We start from the raw sequence: 22,869 nt of genomic DNA on the forward strand, positions 1-22,869 counted from the left end.
GGGCAAGAGCTGCTGGGGCTGCGGGCAAGAGCTGCTGGGCTGCGGGCGAGAGCTGCTGGGCTGCGGGCTGCCCGGGGGGCAAGGCGAGCTGCGGGGGCGCGGAGGTCAGGCACGGGGTACGGGGTACGGGGTGCGGGTCAGGTGTGGTCGCCGTGCCAGGAGCGCCAGAGTGCGGCGTACGAGCCGTCGGCGGCGACCAGCTCGGCGTGCGGGCCCAGCTCGGTGATCCGGCCGTCCTCTACCACGGCGACCCGGTCGGCGTCATGCGCGGAGTGCAGCCGGTGCGCGATCGCGATCACCGTACGGCCACGCAGCACGGCGGCCAGCGAGCGTTCCAGGTGCCGGGCCGCCCGGGGGTCGAGCAGCGAGGTGGCCTCGTCGAGTACCAGGGTGTGTGGGTCGGCGAGTACCAGCCGGGCGAGGGCGAGCTGCTGGGACTGGGCGGCGGAGAGCGAATGGTTGCCCGAGCCGACCTCGGTGTCCAGCCCGGCGGGGAGCTGCTCGGCCCAGTCCAGCGCGTCGACGGCGGCGAGCGCGGCGCGTACCCGGTCGTCGGTCGCGTCCGGCCGGACCATGGTGAGGTTGTCGCGCAGCGTACCGATGAAGACGTGGTGTTCCTGGGTGACCAGCGCGACTTCGGTGCGGAGGTCGGCCAGCGGCAGGTCTGCGAGCGGGATGCCGCCGACGGTGACCGTGCCGTGTCGTGGCCGGTGGATCCCGGCGAGCAGCCGGCCCAGGGTCGACTTGCCGGCCCCGGACGGGCCCACCATCGCCAGCCGCTCGCCCGGGGCCAGGGTGAGGGTGACGCCGTGCAGCACGTCCCGCCCCTCCTGATAGGCGTACCGCACGTCCTCGGCGGCCAGCCGCTGGTCGGCCGGTCGGGCCGTCGGCTCGTCGGCCGGGGCCTCGCCGGCCGGGGCATCGGCGGCCGGGGCATCGGCGGCCGGGGCATCGGCGGCCGGAGCGTCGGGGCGTCGGGCCACCCCGAGCAGCCGGGCCAGCGAGGCGCCGCCGACCTGCACCTCGTCCAGCCAGGAGAGCAGCCGGTCGATCGGGTCCATCAACTGCTGGACGTAGAGGGTGGCGGCGGTGACCTCGCCGAGCGTCACCCAGCCCTCGATGTAGAACCAGCCGCCGAAGACCAGGGTCGCGACGACCGGCAGCACGTAACCGGTCTCGGCCAGCGGGAAGAAGACGGTACGCAGGAAGAGGGTGTAGCGCTCGGCCGCGTACGACCGGCCGATGTCGGCGTCGGTGCGGGCCCGGCGCCGGGCCTGCTGCCGGAGCGCCTCGGTGGTCCGCGACCCCTCCACCGTCTCGCTGATCCCGTCGGTGATGTCGGAATAGGCGGCGTTCTCGGCGAGATAGCCGGGCGTGGCCCGACGCAGATACCAGCGGCTGGCGAGCGCCAGGATCGGCACCGCGACCAGCGCGGGCAGGATCAGCAGCGGGTCGGTCAGCAGCACCGCGCCGACCACCGCGACCGCCGTCACGACGGCGATCAGCGTCTCCGGCACGGCGAACCGGACCGATCGGGACAGCGCGCCGACGTCCCGACTGCTCCGGGTCAGCAGGTCACCGGTGCCGGCGCGCTCCACAGTAGAGAGTGGGATGGCCAGGATCCGGTCGACGAACTCCTCCCGCAGCTCGGCGAGTACCCGCTCACCGAGCCGGGCCGAGGCGAAGTGGGCGAACCGGATCAGCACCGCCTGCGCCACCACGAACCCGGCGATCGCCAGTGCCACCCGGTCCACCGTCACCGTGCTGGTGCCCTCGGAGATCGCCTCGACCAGGTCACCGAGCAGCCGTGGCGCGGCCAGCCCGGTGATCGCGGCCAGCGCGTGCAGCACGAGCGCGCCGGCCAGCGCCCGGGGGTGCCGGCGGAGCAGGCTGCGCGCGTACCGTCGCACCTGCGCCGCGTCGGCGACCGGCAGCGCGTTGCGCTCGCTCATCTCAGTCCTCCTCCTCGGCGCGGGTCACCACGGCGGCGTAGCGCGGCTCGCTGTCGAGCAGCTCGCGGTGCCCGCCCTCGGCCACCGCCTTGCCGTCGGAGACGAAGACCACGTGGTCGGCCCGGTCCAGCACCAGCGGGCTGGTGGTGCAGACCAGGGTGGTCCGGCCACGCCGGGCCGGGCCGAGCCGGGCGGCGATCCGGGCCTCGGTGTGCGCGTCCACCGCACTGGTCGGCTCGACCAGGACCAGGATCTCCGGGTCTGCGACCAGGGCCCGGACCAGCCGCAACCGCTGCTGCTGGCCGCCGGAGAACTCCCGGCCCCGCTCGGCGACCCGGCCGGCGAGCCCGGCCGGCAGCGCCGCCACGATGTCGGTGGCGCTGGCCGCGTCCAGCGCCGCCGCGATGGTCGCGTCGTCGGCCCGGTCGTGCGGGTCCAGCTCCACCCGGAGCGGGCCGGAGAAGAGCCGCGCGTCGTTGTCGGCCACCAGGATCCGGCGCCGGATCGTGGCCAGCGCCAGCTTCCGCAGGGGTAAGCCGCGCAGCGTCGCCTCGCTGTCGACGTACCGGCCGAGCCGGTCCGCGATGGCGACCGCGTCCTCGGGTACGGCGGCGGCGAGCGCGGTCAGCCGGCCCGGCCGGACCGTCACGCCCGACTCGACGTCGACCAGCTCACCGGGGCCGTCGGGCAGCTCGACGGGGTGCTCGGGATCGCTGATCTCCGGCCGCAGGTCGAGCATCGACACCACCCGGCGGGCCGAGACGTGCCCCCGGGTGATCCGGTCGATCACCTCGGTCAGCATCCGCAGTGGACCGATCAGGAAGACGGTGTAGCCGTAGAAGGAGACGAGCTGCCCGACGCTGATCTCGCCCCGGAGCGCGAACCGGGCACCGAGCCAGGTCACCAGTACCAGGAAGATGCCGGGCATCAGGATCTGGGTCGCCTCCAGCAGCGCCTCCACCCGGGCCACCCGTACGCCGCCGTGCCGCAGCGCCTGCGACTCCGCCCGGTACCGTGCCGAGAAGACCGACTCCCCGCCCACGCCGCGCAGCACCCGCAGCCCGGCGACGATGTCGCTGGCCCGGGTGGTCAGGGTCGCCTGCTGGTCCCGGTACGCCTCCTGGCGCCGGTGCAGGGGTCGGATCAGCAGCGCGACGACCGCCATCAGCAGCGGTACGCCGAGCACCACCACCAGGCCGAGCGGCACCGAGGTGGCGAGCAGGATCGCGGTGATGGTGAGCACCGCGAAGATCGAGCCGGTACCCCGGGAGACGATGTCGAGCGCCCCGCCGATGTGGTTGATGTCGGCGGTGCCGATGCTGACCACCTCACCGGTGGCGAGTCGCCTGGGCAGGGCCGCGCCGAGCCGGTTGGCGTGGTCGACGGTGAGCTGCACCGTCCGGTACGCCCCGGCCAGATAGTTGTAGGTGGCGAACCGGTGCCGGACGATCCCGACGATCGCCTGCACGATGCCGAGGGAGAACAGCACCAGTCCCCAGCGCAGCAGCGCGTCCGCGTCCCGGGCGATGAGGCCGGCGTCGATCGCCCTGCCCAGCGCGGCCGGCATCAGCGCCTGGCCGACGAAGGAGATCACGGCCAGCACCATCCCCCAGACGAGGGTCGGCCAGATCCGCGCGGCGAGCCAGAGCAGGAACCTGGTCGCCGAGCGGTTGTCGGCGCGGCCGGGATCGGGGGCGGGTAACGGGTGCATCGCGGTGACGCTATGGAACCAATCGCCACGATCGCCACAGGTTTTCCGCCCACCCCTCCGACCATGGGCAGCAACGTCGAATGGCGACTTCCGACCCCCACCGACGCAAGTTGAGATCTTGGCAAGTTCTGGTTCGCCTCGAACCAGAATTCGCCAAGAATCTTGACGAGCTACGACTCGGCGGTGGCGTGGGTCCGGACCGCTGCGACATCCCAGCGCCAGATGGTGTCGCCGACGCAGACGGAGAGGGTACGGCTGTCCGGGGTGAAGGAGAGCTGCACACTCGGGTTCGTCAGACTCTGGTTCGACGGCATCGCGCCGACCTGCCGACGGGCGGCGACGTCCCACAGCCGTACGGTGCCGGCGTCTGCGCTGGCCAGCGTGCCGTCCTTGGCGAAGGCCACGTCGAGTACGCCGCTGCCGTGCGTGCCGAGCACGGCCGTCTGCTTGCGGGTGGCGACGTTCCACAGCCGTACGGTGCCGTCGATTCCGCCGGTCGCCAGGGTCCTGCCGTCCGGGCTGAACGCCACCGGGATGCCCGGGTCCGCGATCGGCACCATCCCGCTCGGCACGGTGCTGGCGCCCAACACGGCCAGCCGCTTCAGGGAACGCGCGTCCCAGAGCAGGGTCCGGCCCTTACCACCGTCGGTGGCCAGCAGCCGACCGTCCGGGCTGAACGCGACGTGCCGGATCGCGGCCGGGTCGTCGCTGCTGACCCGGCCACGCCGGCTCCAACCGGAGACGTTCCAGAACCGCACCGACTCGTCCGGACCGGCGCAGGCGATGAACTGGTCGTTCCTGGGACTGAAAGCGAGGCAGGAGGCCCACCACGCGTCGCTGAGCCGGCGTAGCCGCTTGCCGCTCGCCACGTCCCAGACCTGGACGTAGCCGAATATCCCGCCGTCGTTCGTGGCCAGCAGCCGGCCGTCCGCGCTGAACGCCGCCGCCTCGAAGTCCTCCCGATATACCGTGCTCTGGCTGCTGGGGACCCGATAGGTCTCCTTGCCCACCGTCAACTGCTTCCCGACCGGACGCAGATCCGGCACCGTGTACGTCCTGATCGTGTACTCACCGACGGCCGCCACCCGCGTCCCGTCCGTACTCAGTACTACGCTGTGCGCCTCGGCAGCCGCCGGCATCTTCAGCACGATCGGCTCGGGCGGTGCGGGCGCGACCGGCGTGGTCGAGACACTCGGGGTGGCGGTCGGAGTCGGACCGTCAGAGCGATCGGCCGTCCCCCGATCCCCCGGCACGATGCTCCACACCGAATAGCCGAGCAGCGCGAGCACGGCCACGACGCCGACAGCGAAAAAGAGTTGCCGCCTTGGGACGGAGTCCTGTCCGGTGGACGGTACCGCCCTGACCTCTTCCGGCGGGGGTTCCTGCTCCAGAGCTGGCTCGGCGGCCGGCGGCACGGCGGCGACCGCGTCCAGCGGGAGTGCGTCGACGGGCTCCAACGGCAGTGCGTCGACCGGTTCCATGACGGACACGTCGGGGGGTTGCGACGGCGCCACAGGCTGCGACGGCGCCACATCGGCAGGCTCCGGCGGCGCCGGGTCGGCGGACCCGGACGGCGCCGGGTCGGCGGCCTGCGGCGGTACCGCGTTGGCGTACTCCGGAGCGGAGACTCCGGCGGATTCCGGAGCGTCGGTGGGCGCCGGCGAGGAGGCGTGGCCAGGCTTCGGCAGTGGGTCGGACGTGGCTGCGGTGGAGACCCCGGGCGGCGGCGGGAGTTCGGTCCGCGCCGAACGCGGGGCGTGCACGCTGCCGCTGGCGACCACCAGCTCCGGCTGGTCCACCAGCACCGGCGGTACGCCGAGCCGCCGGTGCAGCAGCGTGCCGACCAGCGGCATCCGGCTCGCGCCGCCGACCAGGAACAACCCGGCCAGCTCGCCCGGTGCCCTACCGGCCGCCTCCAGCACCCGGGCCGCCACGTCGACGGTACGGTCCAGGATCGGTCCGGCGAGCCGTTCGAGCTGCTCCCGCCCGAGCAGTGCCTCGTCGTCGACGATCGGTACGTGCAGCAGGGCGGTCGGAGCCCGCGAGAGCAGTTCCTTGCCGACCCGTACGTCGTCCCAGAAGGTCCGGGACGCCCGCCGGTCCGCTGCCGTGCTCGGCTGGAGCAGTCGGGACCAGGCCGTCTCGTCCCGGGCGCGGTAGACCTCGCCGAGGCTGGCGACGAGCGCGGCGTCGATGTCCAACCCGCCGACGTCGTCCAGCCCGTCGGTTGCCAGCACCTCGAAACCGTCGGCGTCTCGGCGTACCACGGTGGCGTCGAAGGTGCCGGCGCCCAGGTCGTACACCATGGCGGTGGAGCCGACCGGGAGCCGGCGGCCGGCGACGGTGAGGAAGTAGCTGGCCGCCGCGACCGGCTCGGTGACCAGGGCCGGTTCGGCGAAGACGGCGGTCGCGGCGGCGTGCAGGGTCTGCCGGCGTACGGGTCCCCAGGAGGCCGGATGGGTCAGCACCGCCTGCCGGACCGGCTCTCCGGCGACCTGGTCCGCCTCGGCCGCGACCCGGCGCAGCACGGCGGCGATCAGCTCGACCACTGGTACGGCCCGGTCGCCGAGCAGCACCGTACCGTGGTCGACGCACCGCTTCGGCGCCGGCTCGAACCGCTCCGGCTGGGTACGCGCCGAGTGCAGCGCGTCGCGGCCGGTCAGCAGGCCGCCGTCGGCGTCCGCGAAGACGGCCGACGGCAGCAGTGGCGAGCCGTCGAACAACAGCGGGCGGGGCTGCGCTCCAGGACCGGCGAGCACGGCAGCCGTGCTGGACGTGCCAAAGTCGACGCCGACCCGCACCCCGTCGACTCCCACGCCATCACCTTAGGCCAGCCCCGCCAGCCAAGACCATCGTGGACGCTGGTCCTTCTCACTCGCCGATGCGGCCTCCGGCGTGTGCCGCGTTCCGCAGCCGGGCCGCCGTCTCCGCCCGCGCCCGACCACGCTGACTGATCGTCAGCGGTCGACCTGGGTGAAGTCCCAGACGTGTGGGGTACGGGCGAGCATCCGGGCCGGCGGGTCGGGCAGCGAGACCGGGTTGGCCCGCCACTTCGAGATCACGACCAGCCGGTTGTCGGTGGAGGAGAAGACCTCACTGGAGATGTGCAGCGGATTGTGCTCCAGTTCGGGTAGGGCGGTGTCGCAGACCCAGGTGAGCAGGTCGGCGAAGCCGGCCCGCTCCGCGCGTACCTCCCACATCCGTACGATCACGTCGGCCGTCACGCTCCCCACCGCCCTCTACGCCGCCGGAACACTACACGCTGACGATCGTGAGCGGCATCGCGGAATCGGCGGGCAGGTCCAGCCGACTGGGCGCCACCCCGGCGGCCACCAGGTGCGACCCGAGCGCCGCGACCATCGCACCGTTGTCGGTGCAGAGCTTCGGCCGGGGTACCCGGACCCGGATACCCTGCTTCGCCGCCCGCTCCTCGGCCAGCGCCCGCAGCCGGGAGTTCGCCGCGACCCCACCGCCGAGTACCAGGGTATCGACACCCCGGTCCCGGCAGGCCGCGATCGCCTTGCCGGTCAGTACGTCGCAGACCGCCTCCTGGAACGAGGCGGCCACGTCCGGCACCGGTACCGGCTCGCCGGCCCGCTGCTTCGCCTCCACCCAGCGGGCGACCGCCGTCTTCAGTCCGGAGAACGAGAAGTCGAAGCGGTGCGCGGCGAGGTCCTTCGGCGCGGTCAGCCCGCGCGGGAAGGTGATCGCGTCCGGCGAACCGGCCCGGGCCTCCCGGTCGATCGGCGGGCCGCCCGGGAACGGCAGCCCGAGCAGCCGGGCCACCTTGTCGAACGCCTCTCCGGCGGCGTCGTCGATGGTGGCGCCGAGCGGGGTGACCCCGGTGGCCAGGTCGTCCACCAGCAGCAGCGAGGAGTGTCCACCGGAGACCAGCAGCGCGATCGCCGGCTCGGGCAGCGGGCCGTGTTCCAGGGTGTCCACGGCGACGTGCGCGGCCAGGTGGTTGACGCCGTACACCGGCTTTTCGGCGGCCAGCGCGTAGCCCTTGGCGGCGGCCACTCCGACCAGCAGCGCACCGGCCAGCCCGGGGCCGGCGGTGACGGCGATCGCGTCGATGTCGGCCAGGGTCACCCCGGCGTCGTCGAGTGCCCGCCGCATGGTCGGCACGATCGCCTCCAGGTGCGCCCGGCTGGCCACCTCCGGCACCACCCCGCCGAAGCGGGCGTGCTCGTCCACACTGGACGCCAGCGCGTCGGCGAGCAGGGTGTGTCCGCGTACGACGCCGACGCCGGTCTCGTCGCAGGACGTCTCGATCCCGAGGATCAGGGGTTCGTCAGCCATTGTTCGCCCGTTCCAGTTCGACCTGCATCACCAGCGCGTCGGTGTTGCTCGGTTGGTAGTAGCCGCGTCGCACCCCGACCGGCTCGAAGCCGTACGTCGCGTAGAGGCGCTGGGCCGGTGCGTTGTCCACCGCCACCTCCAGCAGTACCCGGCGTACGCCCCGCCGGGTGGCCTCGGCCAGCAGCTCGACCAGCAGCATCCGGCCGATGCCGGCGCGCTGGGCGTCCCGGCGTACCGCCACGTTCTGCACCCAGGCCTCGTCGGGTGGCGCGACGGCGAGCCCGGCATAGCCGACGAGCGCGTCGGTGGCGTCCAGCGCCGCCAGGTAGTGGTGCTGGTTCGCCAGCTCGTTCCAGAACATCGCCGCCGACCACTGCTCGGCGCCGAACAGGTCCGCCTCGATCGACAGCGCCTCCGAGATGTGCCACCAGCGGAACGGGCCCAGCCTGGTCATGCCACCCGTTCCCGCACCGACACCGACCTCACCGAACCTTCTTCAACCTCCCCTTGCGGTCCGACGGACCGTAGGGTCGGACGCGGTGTGTGAGCGCCGCGCGGCTCAGGTGGGAAAAGGTTCACTGTAGGACCGGCTTCCGCCCGGCCGCCGCCACGGCGTCCGGCCGGCGCAGGTAGAGCGGCGTGAGCTGGTCACCGGGGGCGCCGGCCCGGACCCGCTCGGCCGCCAGCTCCGCCAGGGCGTACGGCGGGGGGTAGTCCAGTCCGGCTCGTAGTGGCAGTTCGAGGATGTCGGCGTACCGGCGGGCTCCCTCGCCGACCGCGACCCGGACGCCCAACTCCCGGGCCCGCTCGGCGACGGCGGCCGGGGTGTCGACCTCGGGCCCGGCCAGCCGCTCCCCGGCCAGGTCGTAGACGGCCCAGTAGATCTCCCGGCGCCGGGCGTCGGTGGCGGCCAGCACCGGCCCCGCCTCCGGAGCCGCCCCCGACCGGGGATGGGTCGCGGCGTGCCCGATGGCGTCGAGCGAGGGCACGCCGTAGGTGGGTATGCCCAGCACCTGACCCATGCTCGCCGCGGTGACCAGGCCGACCCGCAGCCCGGTGAACGGCCCGGGCCCGACCCCGGCCACCACGGCGGCCAGGTCGGCCGGCCGGGCACCGGCCTCGGCGAGCACCTCGGACACCTGCGGCGCGAGCAGTTCGCCGTGGGCGCGGGCGTCGACGACGCTGCGCTCGCCGCGCGGCGCCACCGCGTGGGCGGTGATCTCCGCCAGCGCGGCGGTCACCGCTGGGGTCGAGGAGTCCAGCACGAGTACGAGCACATAGGCACCCTAACCGGGCGGTCGCCGACGCCGGGCACGACCCGGGGCGGCGTGGGCGGCCGGTCACCTCCGCCCGCCAGATCGACAACGACGGCGCCAGGTGACCGGGCCCGCCACCGCCGAGCTGATCCGGCGGTGGCGGGCCCGGCACACGTCAACCGACTGAGGTCGGCTCAGGTCAGCGGGCTGAGATCACCTGCGTCAGCGGACTGACAGGTCCCAGTCGACGGTGGGCCGACCGGCGTCGGCGAGCGCCTTGTTGCAGGCGCTGAACGGGCGGCTGCCGAGGAAACCGCGAGGGTTCATCGGACTCGGGTGACCGGCCTCCAGCACCACGTGCGACGGATTGCCGACCAGTGCGGCCTTCTTGCGCGCGTATCCGCCCCAGAGCAGGAAGACGATCCGCTCCGGGCGGGCGTCGAGGGCCTTGATGGTGGCGTCGGTGAACGCCTCCCAGCCCTTGTTGCCGTGCGAGCCCGGGGTCGCCTGCCGGACGGTCAACACCGCGTTGAGCAGCAGCACGCCCTGGCTCGCCCAACGGGTCAGGTTGCCGCCACGCGACACCGGCACCCCGAGGTCGTCGGCCAGCTCCTTGAAGACGTTGCGCAGCGACGGTGGCACCGAGACGCCGTCACGGACGCTGAAGCTGAGCCCGTGCGCCTGCCCCGCCTTGTGGTAGGGATCCTGACCGAGGATCAGCACCCGGCAGTCCTCCGGCGCGCAGAGCCGGTAGGCCGCGAAGAGGTCCTCCACCGGCGGGAAGACGGTCTGGGTCGCGTATTCCCCGGCGACGAACCCGCTCAACTCGGCGGTCTGGGCCGGGTCGAGGTGCGGGTCCAGCGCCGCCTGCCAGGCCGGCGGCAGCAGGGCCGGAAGATCCAGGGTCATCGGTAACCTCTCGAGCGCCACGGTCGTTTCCCGCACTCTAGAAGTCCGGTACGACACCGGAAATTCCGGTACGACGGCCCGTTCCCGGCGCGATGCGGCGCGCCTGTTCAGCGCGGCTCGGCGGGTTCGTTCAGCGCAGCACGGCGAGTCGCTCGGCCCAGTCGCCACCGAGTGGCACCAGCTCGACGCGCCGGGTGTCGTCGTCCCGCCGGTCGATGAGTACCCGCAGATGCGCGTCGACCAGGTGCTCGACCATGCCCTCGCCCCACTCGACCACGGTGACCGCCTCGTCCACCGAGGCGTCCAGGTCGAGGTCGTCGATCTCGGCCCGGGGGTCGACCGCGTCGCCCAGCCGGTACGCGTCGGCGTGCACCAGCGTGGCCCGGCCACCCCGAGCCGGATCGGGCCGGTGTACCCGGGCGATCACGAAGGTCGGCGAGGTGATCTCGCCGAGTACGCCCAGCCCGGCGGCGATCCCCTGCACCAGAGCGGTCTTGCCGGCGCCCAGCGGGCCGGTGAGCACCAGCAGGTCTCCGGTGCGGAGCAGCTCGCCGATCTGCCGCCCGAACTCGTGGGTGTCCGCCACCGTCGGCAGCTCGCGGACCAGTTCCCTACCGCGCAACGCGTCGCTCATCCGGACGGCTCAGTCCCTTCCTCGGCCGGGCAGCCGGTCGAGGAAGTCCAGCAGTGCCGTGTTGACCTCGTCGGCGTGTTCCAGCATCACCACGTGCCCGCTGTCGGGCACCTTGCGGTATTCGGCGTCCGGCAGCCAGCGGACGATCTCCTCGGAGTGGGTGACCGGGGTGATCATGTCGCGCTCACCCACGATGACCAGGGTCGGACTCTCCCGCAGTGCGGCCAGTACCGGATAGCGGGCATGGGTGTAGATGGTGCGCAGATAGCGGGCCACCGTCTCGGTGGAGGTCCGGGAGTTCATCTTCTCCACGTAGGAGACCAGCGCCGGGCTGGGAGTGGGGGTGCCGAAGCCGTACCGGCGGGTGAGCAGCCAGGCCAGGTTGGCCGAGGCGCGCCGGGCCCGGTCGATCACGCTGCCGGTCAGCCGGGTGGCGTTGTCGACCACCGGCAGCAGCGGTGCGCCGGCCCGGGCGATGATCGCCGGCAGTCCGAACTTCGTCTCCGCCACCAGCCCGCCGGAGGTGGCCATCAGCACGGTACCGACCACCCGCTCGGCGAACAGCTCCGGATAGCGCTCGGCGAACGCCATGATGGTCATGCCGCCCATCGAGTGCCCGACCAGCACCAGCGGCCCGGTCGGCGCCGTCCGGTCGATCACCGAGCGAAGCGTCTCGCCAAGCACCTGGAGCTGGTATTCGCCGGACTCCAGCCGGCCGGACCGGCCGTGCCCCGGCTGGTCGTAGAAGACCATCCGGTCCTCGCCCAGCTCGGTCAGGATCTTGCGCTGGAAGTGGAAGGTCCCCATGTCCAGGCAGAAACCGTGCACGAAGACCAGGGTCGGCCGCCCCGGTCCGGGCTGCGGCCCGACCAGCTCGACGTGGATGTCGGTGCCGTCGGCGGTGGAGACGGTGCAGGACTCGTCGTGGGGCAGTGCGCCGAACGGCTCGGTCGCGTACCGGTCGCCGGGTGCGATCTTGGAACGGCGTACCACCGCCCGCTCGGCAGCCACCCCGGCGGCGATGCCGGCCGCCGCGACCCCGGCCGCCGCGCCGATGATGCCGGCCACCCGGAACAGCCCGGTCCGGGTCGGGGTACGCCGGGCGACCTGCCGCTGCACCGGTACCCGCGAGGCGACGGCCCGCTTGGCGGGGCTCACCGGAACTCGCCTTCCGTTCGCGACTGCGGGGCTCGCAAACCCGGCTCACTCCTCGCACTCCGGAACTCGCCTTCCGTTCGCGACTGCGGGGCTCGCAAACCCGGCTCACTCCTCGCACTCACGACCGCGCTCCGTCGTACACCCGGGGCACCCGGACCCCGCCGAACCGGGTGACGATCTCGTAGTTGATGGTGCCGACCGCCTCGGCCCAGTCGTCGGCGGTGGGTACCCCGTCCGCCCCGTCGCCGAAGAGCGTCGCCACCTCGCCCGGGGCGACCGGGTCGTCGCCGCAGTCCAGCATGATCTGGTCCATGCAGACCCGGCCGGCGATCCGTCGCCGGGCACCGGCGAGCTGGACTGGACCGACGTTGGAGGCGTGCCGGGGCACCCCGTCGGCGTAGCCGAGCGGAACGACGGCGAGTGTCGTCTCCCGCTCGGTGTGGTAGGTGTGCCCGTAGGAGACCCCGGTGCCGGCCGGTACCCGCTTGGTCAGCGTCACCCGGGCCCGGGCGGTCATCGCCGGCCGCAGCCCGAACTGCTCCCCGGCCACCGGCGACAGCCCGTACATGGCGATGCCGGGGCGGACCAGGTCGAAGTGGGTGTCGGGCCGGGTCAGCGTGGCCGCCGAGTTTGCCAGGTGCCGGTAGCGGGGGCGCAGCCCGGCCCGCTCGGCCAGGGCCAGCCCTTCGGTGAAGACCGCGAGCTGCCGGTCGGTGGTGGCGTGCGTGGGCGCGTCGGCGTAGACCAGGTGGCTCCACAGCCCGACCACCTCGACCAGCCCGTCGGCCTGGGCCTTCGCCGCCGCGTCGAGCAGTTCGGGCCAGTCGTCCAGGGTCGCGCCGCCCCGGGACAGCCCAGTGTCGATCTTGAGGTGGGCCCGGGCCGGCCGGCCGGCCCGTTCGGCGGCGGCGACCAGCTCGGCGAGCTGGCCGAGGCTGGCGGCGGCCAGGTCGATCCCGGCGGTCACCCCGTCGTGCAGCGGCAGCCCGGGCGCCAGCAGCCAGGCCAGTACCGGCGCGGTGATCCCGCCCCGGCGCAGCGTCAACGCCTCGTCCAGGGTGCAGACGCCCAGCCAGTCCGCCCCGGCGTCGAGCGCCGCCCCGGCGACCGGGAGCATGCCGTGGCCGTATCCGTCACCCTTGACCACGGCCATCAGCTCGGCGCTCGTCCCGGACCGCAGTCGGGACACGTTGTCGCGGATCGCGTCAAGGTCGACGCGTACCTCGGCCTGCCACATGCGTTCAGCCTACTGAAGCGTAGATCGAAATGGCCCCGGGTGCCGTGACCAGGACAGTTCCGCGCTCAACCCGGACAGTTCCGCGCTCAACGGGGCAGTCTGGCGATCACCGGTCGCAGCGCGGCGGCCACGTCGGCGGCGATCACCGGCCCGCGCCGGGCCGCCTCCTGCCCGGCCAGCCCGTGCAGGTACGCCGCCGAAGCCGCCGCCCGCTCGGCCGGTACGCCGGCGGCGAGCAGCGAGCCCAGCAACCCGGCCAGCACGTCGCCGGTGCCGCCGGTGGCGAGGGCCGGGGTACCGGTCGGGTTGGCGAAGGCCCGCCCGTCCGGGGTGGCCACCACCGTCCGGTCGCCCTTGAGCAGCACCACCGCGTTCATCCAGGTGGCCAGTCGCAGCGCCGCCCCGACCCGGTCCCCGCCGGGCGGCTCGCCGCAGAGCCGGGCGTACTCGCGGTCGTGCGGGGTGACCACGATCGGCGCGTCCCGCTCCCGCAGCCGCTCCGCCATCGAGCCGTCCACCAGCAGGGTGAGCGCGTCCGCGTCCAGCACCACCGGCACCGGTGCGGCGAGTACGCAGCGCAGCTCGGTAGCGGCCGTGGAATCGGTGCCGAGCCCCGAGCCGCAGACCCACGCCTGCACCCGGCCGGCCTCGTTGACCCGCTCGGCGGCGACCACGGACGGATAGCGGCGCAGCACCTCGGCCCGGGCACCACCGGCGTACCGGATCATGCCGGTCGGTCCGGCGACCGCGCCACCGGCCGAGAGCACCGCCGCGCCCGGGTACGTCGCCGAACCGGTGGCCAGCCCGACCACGCCCCGGCTGTACTTCTCCTCCTCGGGACCGAGCCGGGGCCACCAGTCACGCACGTCCGACCACTCGGTGACCCGTACCGCCGGAGTGGCCCGCAGCCACGGGCCGAGCCCGATGTCGACCAGCTCGACCTGCCCGGCCCGGGGTGCGGCCGGCCCGACCACGTGGGCGGGCTTGAGACAGCCGAAGGTGACCGTCAGGTCGGCGGTGACCGTGCCGGGCAGGCCGACCGAGCGGGGCACGTCGCCGGTGTCGACCTCGACGCCGCTCGGCACGTCCACCGCCACGACCGGCGGCCGGTCCCCGGTCCGGCCGGTCAGGCCGGGCAGCTCGGCCACCAGCCGGGCCGCCGGCTCGCGCAGCCCGCCGGAGCCGCCGATCCCGACGATCCCGTCCAGCACCAGGTCGGCCCGGTCCGGCAGCCCGTCGACCACCCGCCCGCCCGACGCTCGGAACTCGGCCAGGCCGCCCTGGTGCACCCGCTCGGGCGCCAGCAGCACCGCACTCACCGCCGCGCCCCGGCCGGCGAGCCGGGCACCGGCATAGAGGGTGTCGCCGCCGTTGTCGCCGGAGCCGACGAGCAGCAGCACCCGGGCGCCGTAGACTCCGCCGTCCCGCTCGGCGAGCAGCCGGGCGCAGTGCCCGGCCAGCCCACCGGCGGCACGCCGCATCAGGGTGCCGGCCGGCAGGGTGGCCATCAGGGCCCGCTCGGCGGCGCGTACGTCCGCCACCCGCCACGCGGCCCTCATCGCTGCAAGGTCCTCATCGCCGCACCGCCTTCATCGCCGCAAGGTCCTCATCGCCGCACCGCCCCCATCGCCGCACCGCCTCATCGCTCCGCCACCACCATCGCCGAGGCGATCCCGCCGTCGTGCGACAGCGACAGGTGCCACCGTTGTACCCCGCGTTCGGTGGCGGCGGTCGCGACCGTGCCGGAGACCGTCAGCCACGGCCGCCCGTCCGGGTCGGAGACCACCTCGCAGTCGTGCCAGCGCAGCCCGGCCGGTGCGCCCAGCGCCTTGGCCACCGCCTCCTTCGCGGCGAACCGGGCGGCGAGCGACTCGGCCGAGCGCGGATTGCCCGACCCGGTGACGCGTTCCGCCTCGGTGAAGAGTCGATCGGCCAGCAGCGGGGTACGGGCGAGCGCCCGGGCGAACCGATCCACCAGTACGACGTCGATGCCGACCGCGACGATCACCGCCTCACCCTACCGGCGGGGCCGGTGCGCACGCTCACGGTGACCGGCTCACTGAACCTTCGTCAACCTCCCCTTGCGGTCCGGTGGACCGCAAGGTCGGACGCGGTGCGTGCGCGCCGCGCGATTCAGGTTGAAAAGGTTCACTCCACGGTGACCGACTTGGCCAGGTTGCGCGGCTGGTCGACGTCGTGTCCCCGGGCGGCGGCGATCTCGCAGGCGAGCACCTGCAACGGCACCGTGGTCACCAGCGGGGCCAGCAGGGTCGGGGTACGCGGCACGTAGATCAGGTGGTCGGCGTACGGGGTCACCGCCTCGTCGCCCTGCTCGGCGATCACGATGGTGCGGGCGCCCCGGGCCCGGATCTCCTGGATGTTGGAGACGATCTTGTCGTGCAGCATCCCCCGCCCGGCCGGGGACGGCACGATGCAGACCACCGGGGTGCCCTGGTCGATCAGCGAGATCGGCCCGTGCTTCAGCTCGCCGGCCGCGAACCCCTCGGCGTGCATGTAGGCGAGTTCCTTGAGCTTGAGCGCGCCCTCCAGGGCGACCGGGAAGCCGACGTGCCGGCCGATGAAGAGCACCGTCGGCGCCGCCTTGAGCTCCCGGGCCAGTTCCCGGACCGGCTCGATCCCGGCGAGCAGCTCGCGCAGCTTGTCCGGCATCTCCTGGAGCTGGTCCACCACCGCGGCCACCTCGTCGGCGTACTTGATTCCGCGTACCTGGGCCAGGTGCAGGCCGATCAGATAGCAGGCCACCACCTGGGTGAGGAACGCCTTGGTGGAGGCGACCGCCACCTCGGGCCCGCCGTGGGTGTAGAGCACGGCGTCGGACTCGCGCGGGATGGTGGAGCCGTTGGTGTTGCAGATCGCCAGCACCCGGGCCTTCTGCTCCTTGGCGTGCCGCAGCGCCATCAGGGTGTCCATGGTCTCGCCGGACTGGGAGATCGCCACCACCAGGGTGGACCGGTCGAGTACCGGGTCGCGGTAGCGGAACTCGCTGGCCAGCTCGACCTCGCAGGGGATCCGGGTCCAGTGCTCGATGGCGTACTTCGCCACCATCCCGGCGTGGTACGAGGTGCCGCAGGCGACGATGAAGATCTTGTCGGCGTCCCGCAGGTCCTGGTCGGAGAGGCGTACCTCGTCGAGGACGATCTCGCCGTTCTCCTTGAGCCGGCCGAGCAGGGTGTCGGCGATCGCCTGCGGCTGCTCGGCGATCTCCTTCAGCATGAAGTAGTCGTAGCCGCCCTTCTCGGCGGCCGAGGCGTCCCAGTCGATGTGGAAGTCCTTGCCGGTGGCCGGCGCACCGGTGAAGTCGGTGACCTCGATGGCCTCCCCGGTGATGAGTACCACCTGGTCCTGGCCCAGTTCGACCGCGTCCCGGGTGTGCTCGATGAACGCGGAGACGTCGCTGGCCAGGTAGTTCTCCCCGACCCCGCGCCCGACCACCAGCGGCGAGTTGCGCCGGGCCCCGACCACCGCGCCGGGGATCGCGGCGTCCACCGCGAGCAGCGTGAAGGCGCCCTCCAGCCGCTGGCAGACCTGGCGCATCGCGGTGGCCAGCAGGGTCGGCCCGTCGGGCTCGCCGGCGGCGCGCAGCCGGGAAAGCTCACCGGCGAGCAGGTGCGCGGCGCACTCGGTGTCGGTGTCGCTGGTGAACTCGACGCCCTCGGCCTCCAGCTCGGCGCGGAGCTTGGCGAAGTTCTCGATGATGCCGTTGTGGATCACGGCCACCCGGCCGTCCCGGGCCCGGTGCGGGTGGGCGTTGCGGTCGGTGGGCCCGCCGTGGGTGGCCCACCGGGTGTGCCCGATCCCGGTGGTCCCGGCGCCGATGCCGGGTACCGCGTCGTCATCGGCGGTCGACCGCTCGGCCAGCGCCTTCTCCAGGTTGGCCAGCTTGCCGGCCTTCTTCTCGGTCAGCAGGTCGCCGTCGCAGACGACCGCCACCCCTGCCGAGTCGTAGCCGCGGTATTCCAGCCGCCGCAACCCGTCCAGCACGATGCCCAGCGCCGGCCTGGCGCCGGCGTAACCCACGATTCCGCACATGGCCCGCAGCCTAACCTAAGTTCGCTCATCTGGCCTGCTCGAAAGGTGCTCATTCGATCACTACTGCTGCTCGGTATCCTGTGCCGTCGGCAGAACCGGACGAACGGTGGCTCCGCCCGCTCGCCCACCCTTCACCGGTACATCGCGACCAGCGACGACGGGGTACCGTGACTGGCGCATTCGCTGCCATCTCCTCCGACGCCTCCCTCTCCGCGTCGCCGCGCCCCTGCTGTCCGCCATATCTGGAGCCAGACCCGATGACCGACTCGCCGCCCCCGCACAACCCGTACGACCCCGCCGCGGAATACGAGCCGCCGACGACGAAGTTCGGCCCGCCGCAGCAGCCCCAGCCGGAGAACCCGGCCGACGAGGACGACGCCCCGACGACGAGGTACGCCCCGCCGCAGCCGCCCCAGCCCGGGCAGCCGTCCGGCTACGGCCAGCCGGCCCAGCCGACGACGTACGGGCAGCCGCCGGCCCAACCGGGCGGATACGGCCAGCCGCCGCAGGCCACCCCGTACGGGCAGCCGGCCTGGGGCCAGCCCCCGCAGGCAGCCGGGTACGGCCAGCCCCAACAGCCGAACCCGTACGGCCAACCCCAACAGCCCAACCCGTACGCCCAGCCACAGCAGCCCAGCCCGTACGGCCAGCCGCAGCAGCCGAACCCGTACGCCCCGCCACAGCAGCCCGGCCCGGGCCAGCCGCCGACCCCGGCCCAGGGTGCCGGCCCGGCGTACCCGCCGCAGTCCGGCCCACCAGCCACGCCTTACCCGACCAGCGGGGCGCCGAACCCGCAGGACGCCGGTTACGGCGTCTACCCGCCGCAGTCCAGCCCGCCCGGCCCCGACCCGTACGCGGCGGCCGGCGCCGGCGGCTACCCCGGTTACGGGCAACCAGGGCAGCCGGGACAACCAGGGCAGCCGGGACAGCCTGGACAGCCGGGCTACCCGGGCGGCCCGTTCCCGCCGGCACCCCCGAAGAAGAGCAACAAGACCATGATCATCGTGATCGTGGCCGTGGTGGTGGTCGTACTGGTCGCCTGCGTCGGCATCTGCCTCGGCCCGCTGGCCATGATGGACCGGGTGCGGGACTCGCTGGAGACCAGCATCGACACCACCTCGACCTCGGGCGCCTCCGACCAGTCGGACGGCGGCGACCCCGGCAGCAGTGGCCAGACGGTGGTCTACGAGGTGACCGGGGAGGGCAAGGTCGCACTCTCCTACATCGACGGTGCCGGCAAGCAGGTGCACTCGCCCTCGGTCGAGCTGCCGTGGAAGAAGGAGGTCAAGATCCCCGAGGACGAGCTGAAGACGGTGGTGGCGATCCGCACCGGCGGTGGCTCCGGGGACATCTCCTGCAAGATCACGGTCGATGGCGAGTCCACCGCCTCCAAGAGCTCCAGCGGCAACTACGCGACCGTCACCTGCTCGGACTTCGGGATCTGACGAAACGGCGTAGCGCGGCTCTAGGGTGACGGGGTGACGACGACAACGGACTCCGATCCCCTGGTCCGCCGGATGCGCCCGTTCGGCACCACCATCTTCGCGGAGATGTCGGCGCTGGCGGTGCGGACCGGCGCGGTCAACCTGGGTCAGGGCTTCCCGGACACGGACGGGCCGCCCGAGATGCTGGCCGCGGCGGCGGAGGCGCTGCGCGGCGGGCAGAACCAGTACCCGCCCGGCCCGGGCATCCCGGCGCTGCGTGCCGCGGTCGCCGCACATCAGCGCCGGTTCTGGGGACTGGACTACGACCCGGACGGGCAGGTGCTGGTCACCGCCGGGGCGACCGAGGCGATCGCGGCGGCGATCCTCGGGCTCTGCGAGGCCGGCGACGAGGTGGTCTGCTTCGAGCCGTACTACGACTCGTACGCCGCCTCGATCGCGCTGGCCGGCGCGGTCCGGCGGCCGGTCACGCTCCGCCCGGGCGACGGCGGCCGGTACGCCTTCGACCCGGCGGAGCTGCGCGCCGCCTTCGGGCCACGGACCCGACTGGTGTTGCTCAACTCGCCGCACAACCCGACCGGCAAGGTCTTCGACGCCGACGAGCTGGCGCTGATCGCCCGGCTGTGCCAGGAATTCGACACCCTCGCGGTGACCGACGAGGTCTACGAACACCTGGTCTTCACCGACGCCGGCAGTCCGCACATCCCGCTGGCCACCCTGCCGGGGATGTGGGAGCGCACCCTGCGGGTCTCCTCGGCGGGCAAGACGTTCTCCTGCACCGGCTGGAAGGTCGGCTGGGCCAGTGGCCCGGCCCCGCTGGTCGCGGCGACGATGCGGGTCAAGCAGTTCCTCACCTTCGTGAACGGCGCACCGTTGCAACCGGCGGTCGCGGTGGCGCTGGCCCTGCCGGACGACTACTACGACGGCTACCGGTCCGGCCTCCAGGCCCGGCGGGACCAGCTCTCCGCCGGGCTGGTCGAGGCCGGCTTCGAGGTACTGGTCCCGGAGGGGACCTACTTCGTCACCGCCGACATCACCGCGCTGGGCGGGCGGGACGGGGTGGAGTTCTGCCGCTCGCTGCCGGAGCGCTGCGGGGTGGTCGCCGTGCCGACCCAGGTCTTCTACGACCACGTCGAGGCGGGCCGGCGGCTGGTCCGGTTCGCCTTCTGCAAGCGCCCGGAGGTACTGGCCGAGGCGGTGAACCGGCTAAGCGCGCTCGGCGGCACACCCGGCTGAGCACCCCCGCGCCGCGGCCCACCGTCGACCGGTGCATTCGTCAGCGCGGCCCTCTTGAATTGTCACAATGCATGGCGCAGAGTGTCCGAAACGGACGACGGGGAGGCCAGCGGGTGTTCCGGTTCATCTGGCGACAGCTGCGGGGTCGGGTCGGCCGATCGACGGCCCTGCTGACCGGGATGCTGGTGGCGACCACCGGCTTCGTCGTACTGACCGGTGCCACCACCACCTCCCAGCTCCGGCTGAGCGAGCGGGTGGAGCGCGAGACCCGCGCCGCGTACGACATCCTGGTCCGCCCGAAGGGCAGCCGTACCGGGCTGGAGGCCGAACGCGGGCTGGTCCGCCCGAACTACCTCTCCGGCCTCTTCGGCGGCATCAGCCAGGCGGAGTACGCCCAGGTGTCGGCGATCCCCGGGGTCGAGATCGCGGCGCCGGTGGCGATGGTCGGATACTCCATGTTCGGCATGCGGGCGGAGTTCGACCTCACCGCCGCGGTGGACCGGTCGGCCGCGCGACAGGTGATCCGGGTCGACCCGACGTTCCTGGCCGAACGGGGTCTGTCCCGGGCCTCGGCCGGGCCTCGACACGTCTACCTGACCAGGAACCCACTGGTCTACCCGGCGTTCGACGGGAGCAGCAGCCCGCCGGATCCGGCGCCGTACACCGACGGCAACCGGTACCCGCTGGACGCGTGCGGCGACGGACGGCCGGCGCCCCGGGAGGTCTTCCCCGGCGGGCGCACCGAGCCGGTCTGCAACGTGCTCGTCGGGTCGACCACCCCGGGCAGCACGGTGACGGACGTGGACCACACCGAGATACTCGCCGCCCGGCTGCTGCCCGACGGCCGGTTCGAGAACTCGCCGCACCACCTGGTCGGCGGCCCGGCCGATGCCCGGGGCGTGGGCGATCGACTGGTGCTGCCGGTCGACTGGCACGTCCCGTTCCTGCTCGCCGCCGTCGACCCCGCCGCCGAGGACCGGCTGCTCGGGCTGACCGGCGCCCTCGTCGAGGGTCGGCCGCTGCGCGCCGACGAGCCGGCGATCGACTTCGACCTCGGCGGCACCGCCGGCCGGGACATCCCGGTACTGGCCACCACCCGCCCGTACGTCGACGGCACGGTCACCGCCGCCTACACCCGGCTGCGGCCGGCCCGGGTCGCCGGGGTCCGACCGGCGGAACTCGCCGAGACGCTGCGGGGCAGCCCCGGCACGGCGGCCGGCACCGGCAGTGCGGACCTCACCGACACGTACCAGGCACGGATCCGGTCCGCCATCGGGGCCGAGCACCGGGCAGACACCCTGATCAGCGTGGTCCAGGCCGGCCCGACGGAGTACGCGCCGGCGCAGCCGCAGGACGACCTGCGCCCGCGTACCGGTCCGGCCGACCCGGCGGTGTATGGCCTCCCCGGAGTGTCCGGCTGGCCGGCGCCCTGGCTGGCCGGCGATCCGTCCTTCCGACCGCTGCGGCAGCAGGTGCTACAGGCCCCCGACGAGCGGCCGAGCCGGGGCTGGCGCCCGGTCGGGATGTTCGACCCGGAACGGCTGACCGCGTTCACCGGGCTCTCCGAGGTCCCGCTGGAGACCTACCAGCCGCCGGTCGCGACCGGCGCCGACGAGCGCAGCCGAGTCGCGCTCGGCGACCGGCCGCTGCTGCCCAGCGGCAACCCCGGCGGCTACCTCTCCACCCCACCGCTGCTATTGACCAGCCTCACCGCGCTGCCGAAACTCCTGGACGGCCGGGACGCCCGGCAGTTCGCCGCCGCCCCGATCAGCGCGATCCGGATCAGGGTCGGCGGGGTCGACGGATACACCGACGAGTCCGCCGAACGGGTCCGGCTGACCGCCGAGCAGATCCACACCCGTACCGGGCTCGACGTCGACGTCACCTTCGGCTCCTCGCCCGCCCCGCAGACCGTGGCGCTGGCGGCCGGGGCGTTCGGCCGGCCCGACCTGCGACTCGACGAGGGGTGGTCGGCGCTCGGCGTGGCCTCGGTCGTCGTCCAGGCGGTGGACCGCAAGAGCAGCGTGCTGTTCCTACTCGTCCTCGTCGTCTGCGGGCTGTTCCTCGGCAACGCCGTCTCCGCCGCGGTCCGGGACCGAAGATCCGAACTGGCCGTACTCGCCTGCCTGGGCTGGCCAGCCCGGCGGATCGGCGCGACCGTCCTCGGCGAGGTGGCCGTACTCGGCCTCGTGGCCGGGCTGCTGGCGCTCGGCCTCGCCGCCCCGGTGGCCGCCCTGCTCGACATCGACGTCGGCTGGCGGCAGGCGGCGCTCGCCGTACCGGTCGCCCTGCTGCTGGCCCTGACCGCGGGAGCGGCTCCCGCGCTGCGGGCCGCGCGCACCCGTCCCACCGCCACGGTCCGGCCGGCTGTCAGGGCGGTCCGCCGGGCCCGCCAACCACGGGGAATCCTCGGGCTCGCCCTGGTCAACCTCGCCCGGGTACCGGGCCGGACCGCGCTCGGCGCGCTCGCCCTCGGCATCGGCGTGGCCGCGCTCACCCTGCTCGCCGGGGTGAACTACGCGTTCCACGGCGCGGTGGTCGGCAACCTGCTCGGCGACACCGTCTCGCTGACTGTCCGGGCCGTCGACACCACCGCCGCGCTCGCCACCGTGCTGCTCGGCGCGGCAGCCGTCGCCGACGTGCTCTATCTCAACCTCCGGGACCGGGCCGCCGAGCTGGCCACGCTGCGGGCGATCGGCTGGACCGACGCCGCGCTGAGCCGGCTGGCCGTCTACGAGGGTGTCGGGATCGGCCTGCTCGGCGCGACCGCCGGGGCCGGGCTGGGACTGGCCGGGACCGCCCTGGTGGTCGGCGACCTCACCGCCCGGCTGGTGCTGACCGCCACGCTGACCGCCGTGGCCGGTGCACTGGTCGCCGCCCTCGCGGCGCTCGCCGCAGCGGCCCTGCTCCACCGGCTCCCCGCCGCCCACCTGCTGGCCGAGGAGTGACCCACGCTCACGCGCCCTCCGCCAGCCCCCGGGC

The 22,869-nt window shown here is 73.5% G+C and carries 17 protein-coding genes; 3 read left to right on the forward strand and 14 right to left on the reverse strand.

Going from position 1 to position 22,869, the window contains the following annotated elements; all coding sequences use genetic code 11:
• Positions 1–137 precede the first annotated feature (137 nt).
• The 14 genes from Pma05_RS28620 to glmS form a co-directional block, all read right to left on the reverse strand.
• Complete coding sequence (locus tag Pma05_RS28620) at positions 138–1,952, reverse strand: ABC transporter ATP-binding protein (RefSeq protein WP_203860603.1); 1,815 nt, start codon at positions 1,950–1,952, stop codon at positions 138–140.
• Between the two features lies 1 nt (position 1,953).
• Entirely contained in the window at positions 1,954–3,663 is a 1,710-nt protein-coding gene (locus Pma05_RS28625) for an ABC transporter ATP-binding protein (RefSeq protein WP_203860604.1), read from the reverse strand.
• A gap of 170 nt (positions 3,664–3,833) precedes the next feature.
• Positions 3,834–6,479, reverse strand: coding sequence for an Hsp70 family protein (locus Pma05_RS28630; protein ID WP_203860605.1), 2,646 nt, complete (start codon positions 6,477–6,479; stop codon positions 3,834–3,836).
• Between the two features lie 141 nt (positions 6,480–6,620).
• Positions 6,621–6,875, reverse strand: a complete 255-nt coding sequence (locus tag Pma05_RS28635; protein WP_203860793.1) for a hypothetical protein — start codon at positions 6,873–6,875, stop codon at positions 6,621–6,623.
• A gap of 43 nt (positions 6,876–6,918) precedes the next feature.
• The gene (gene tsaD / locus Pma05_RS28640) at positions 6,919–7,965 is read right to left on the reverse strand and encodes a tRNA (adenosine(37)-N6)-threonylcarbamoyltransferase complex transferase subunit TsaD (RefSeq protein ID WP_203860606.1); all 1,047 of its coding nucleotides are present in this window, start codon (positions 7,963–7,965) and stop codon (positions 6,919–6,921) included.
• A complete protein-coding gene (gene rimI / locus Pma05_RS28645) occupies positions 7,958–8,419 on the reverse strand; it encodes a ribosomal protein S18-alanine N-acetyltransferase (RefSeq protein ID WP_203860607.1) in 462 nt (153 codons plus the stop codon). Before rimI ends, tsaD begins: the two co-directional genes overlap by 8 nt.
• Before the next feature lie 121 nt (positions 8,420–8,540).
• Positions 8,541–9,242 (reverse strand): tRNA (adenosine(37)-N6)-threonylcarbamoyltransferase complex dimerization subunit type 1 TsaB, encoded by a 702-nt coding sequence (gene tsaB / locus Pma05_RS28650; RefSeq protein ID WP_203860608.1) that lies wholly within the window; start codon positions 9,240–9,242, stop codon positions 8,541–8,543.
• Between the two features lie 201 nt (positions 9,243–9,443).
• Positions 9,444–10,130: a uracil-DNA glycosylase gene (locus tag Pma05_RS28655; RefSeq protein ID WP_203860609.1), complete on the reverse strand. Its 687-nt coding sequence runs from the start codon at positions 10,128–10,130 to the stop codon at positions 9,444–9,446.
• A gap of 130 nt (positions 10,131–10,260) precedes the next feature.
• On the reverse strand, positions 10,261–10,764 hold the full coding sequence (gene tsaE / locus Pma05_RS28660) for a tRNA (adenosine(37)-N6)-threonylcarbamoyltransferase complex ATPase subunit type 1 TsaE (RefSeq protein WP_203860610.1): 504 nt from the start codon (positions 10,762–10,764) through the stop codon (positions 10,261–10,263).
• A 9-nt stretch (positions 10,765–10,773) separates the two neighbouring features.
• Positions 10,774–11,841, reverse strand: coding sequence for an alpha/beta fold hydrolase (locus tag Pma05_RS28665; RefSeq protein ID WP_203860794.1), 1,068 nt, complete (start codon positions 11,839–11,841; stop codon positions 10,774–10,776).
• Between the two features lie 199 nt (positions 11,842–12,040).
• Positions 12,041–13,159 carry an alanine racemase gene (gene alr / locus Pma05_RS28670; protein WP_203860611.1) on the reverse strand — a complete coding sequence of 373 codons (1,119 nt, stop codon included), beginning with the start codon at positions 13,157–13,159 and terminating at the stop codon, positions 12,041–12,043.
• Positions 13,160–13,245: 86 nt separating this feature from the next.
• Positions 13,246–14,718 (reverse strand): NAD(P)H-hydrate dehydratase, encoded by a 1,473-nt coding sequence (locus Pma05_RS28675; protein ID WP_203860612.1) that lies wholly within the window; start codon positions 14,716–14,718, stop codon positions 13,246–13,248.
• Between the two features lie 80 nt (positions 14,719–14,798).
• Complete coding sequence (locus Pma05_RS28680; protein WP_203860613.1) at positions 14,799–15,167, reverse strand: holo-ACP synthase; 369 nt, start codon at positions 15,165–15,167, stop codon at positions 14,799–14,801.
• A gap of 140 nt (positions 15,168–15,307) precedes the next feature.
• Positions 15,308–17,209 carry a glutamine--fructose-6-phosphate transaminase (isomerizing) gene (glmS, locus tag Pma05_RS28685; RefSeq protein ID WP_203860614.1) on the reverse strand — a complete coding sequence of 634 codons (1,902 nt, stop codon included), beginning with the start codon at positions 17,207–17,209 and terminating at the stop codon, positions 15,308–15,310.
• Between the two features lie 257 nt (positions 17,210–17,466).
• Here glmS and Pma05_RS28690 point away from each other — a divergent pair, with 257 nt between their 5' ends.
• From Pma05_RS28690 to Pma05_RS28700, 3 genes are all read left to right on the forward strand, one after another.
• Complete coding sequence (locus tag Pma05_RS28690; protein ID WP_203860615.1) at positions 17,467–18,654, forward strand: MmpS family transport accessory protein; 1,188 nt, start codon at positions 17,467–17,469, stop codon at positions 18,652–18,654.
• A gap of 33 nt (positions 18,655–18,687) precedes the next feature.
• Complete coding sequence (locus tag Pma05_RS28695) at positions 18,688–19,887, forward strand: pyridoxal phosphate-dependent aminotransferase (protein ID WP_203860616.1); 1,200 nt, start codon at positions 18,688–18,690, stop codon at positions 19,885–19,887.
• Positions 19,888–20,000: 113 nt separating this feature from the next.
• On the forward strand, positions 20,001–22,835 hold the full coding sequence (locus Pma05_RS28700) for an FtsX-like permease family protein (RefSeq protein WP_203860617.1): 2,835 nt from the start codon (positions 20,001–20,003) through the stop codon (positions 22,833–22,835).
• Positions 22,836–22,869 lie beyond the last annotated feature (34 nt).

The organism is Plantactinospora mayteni (genome assembly GCF_016862935.1).
Taxonomy (GTDB): Bacteria; Actinomycetota; Actinomycetes; order Mycobacteriales; family Micromonosporaceae; genus Plantactinospora; species Plantactinospora mayteni.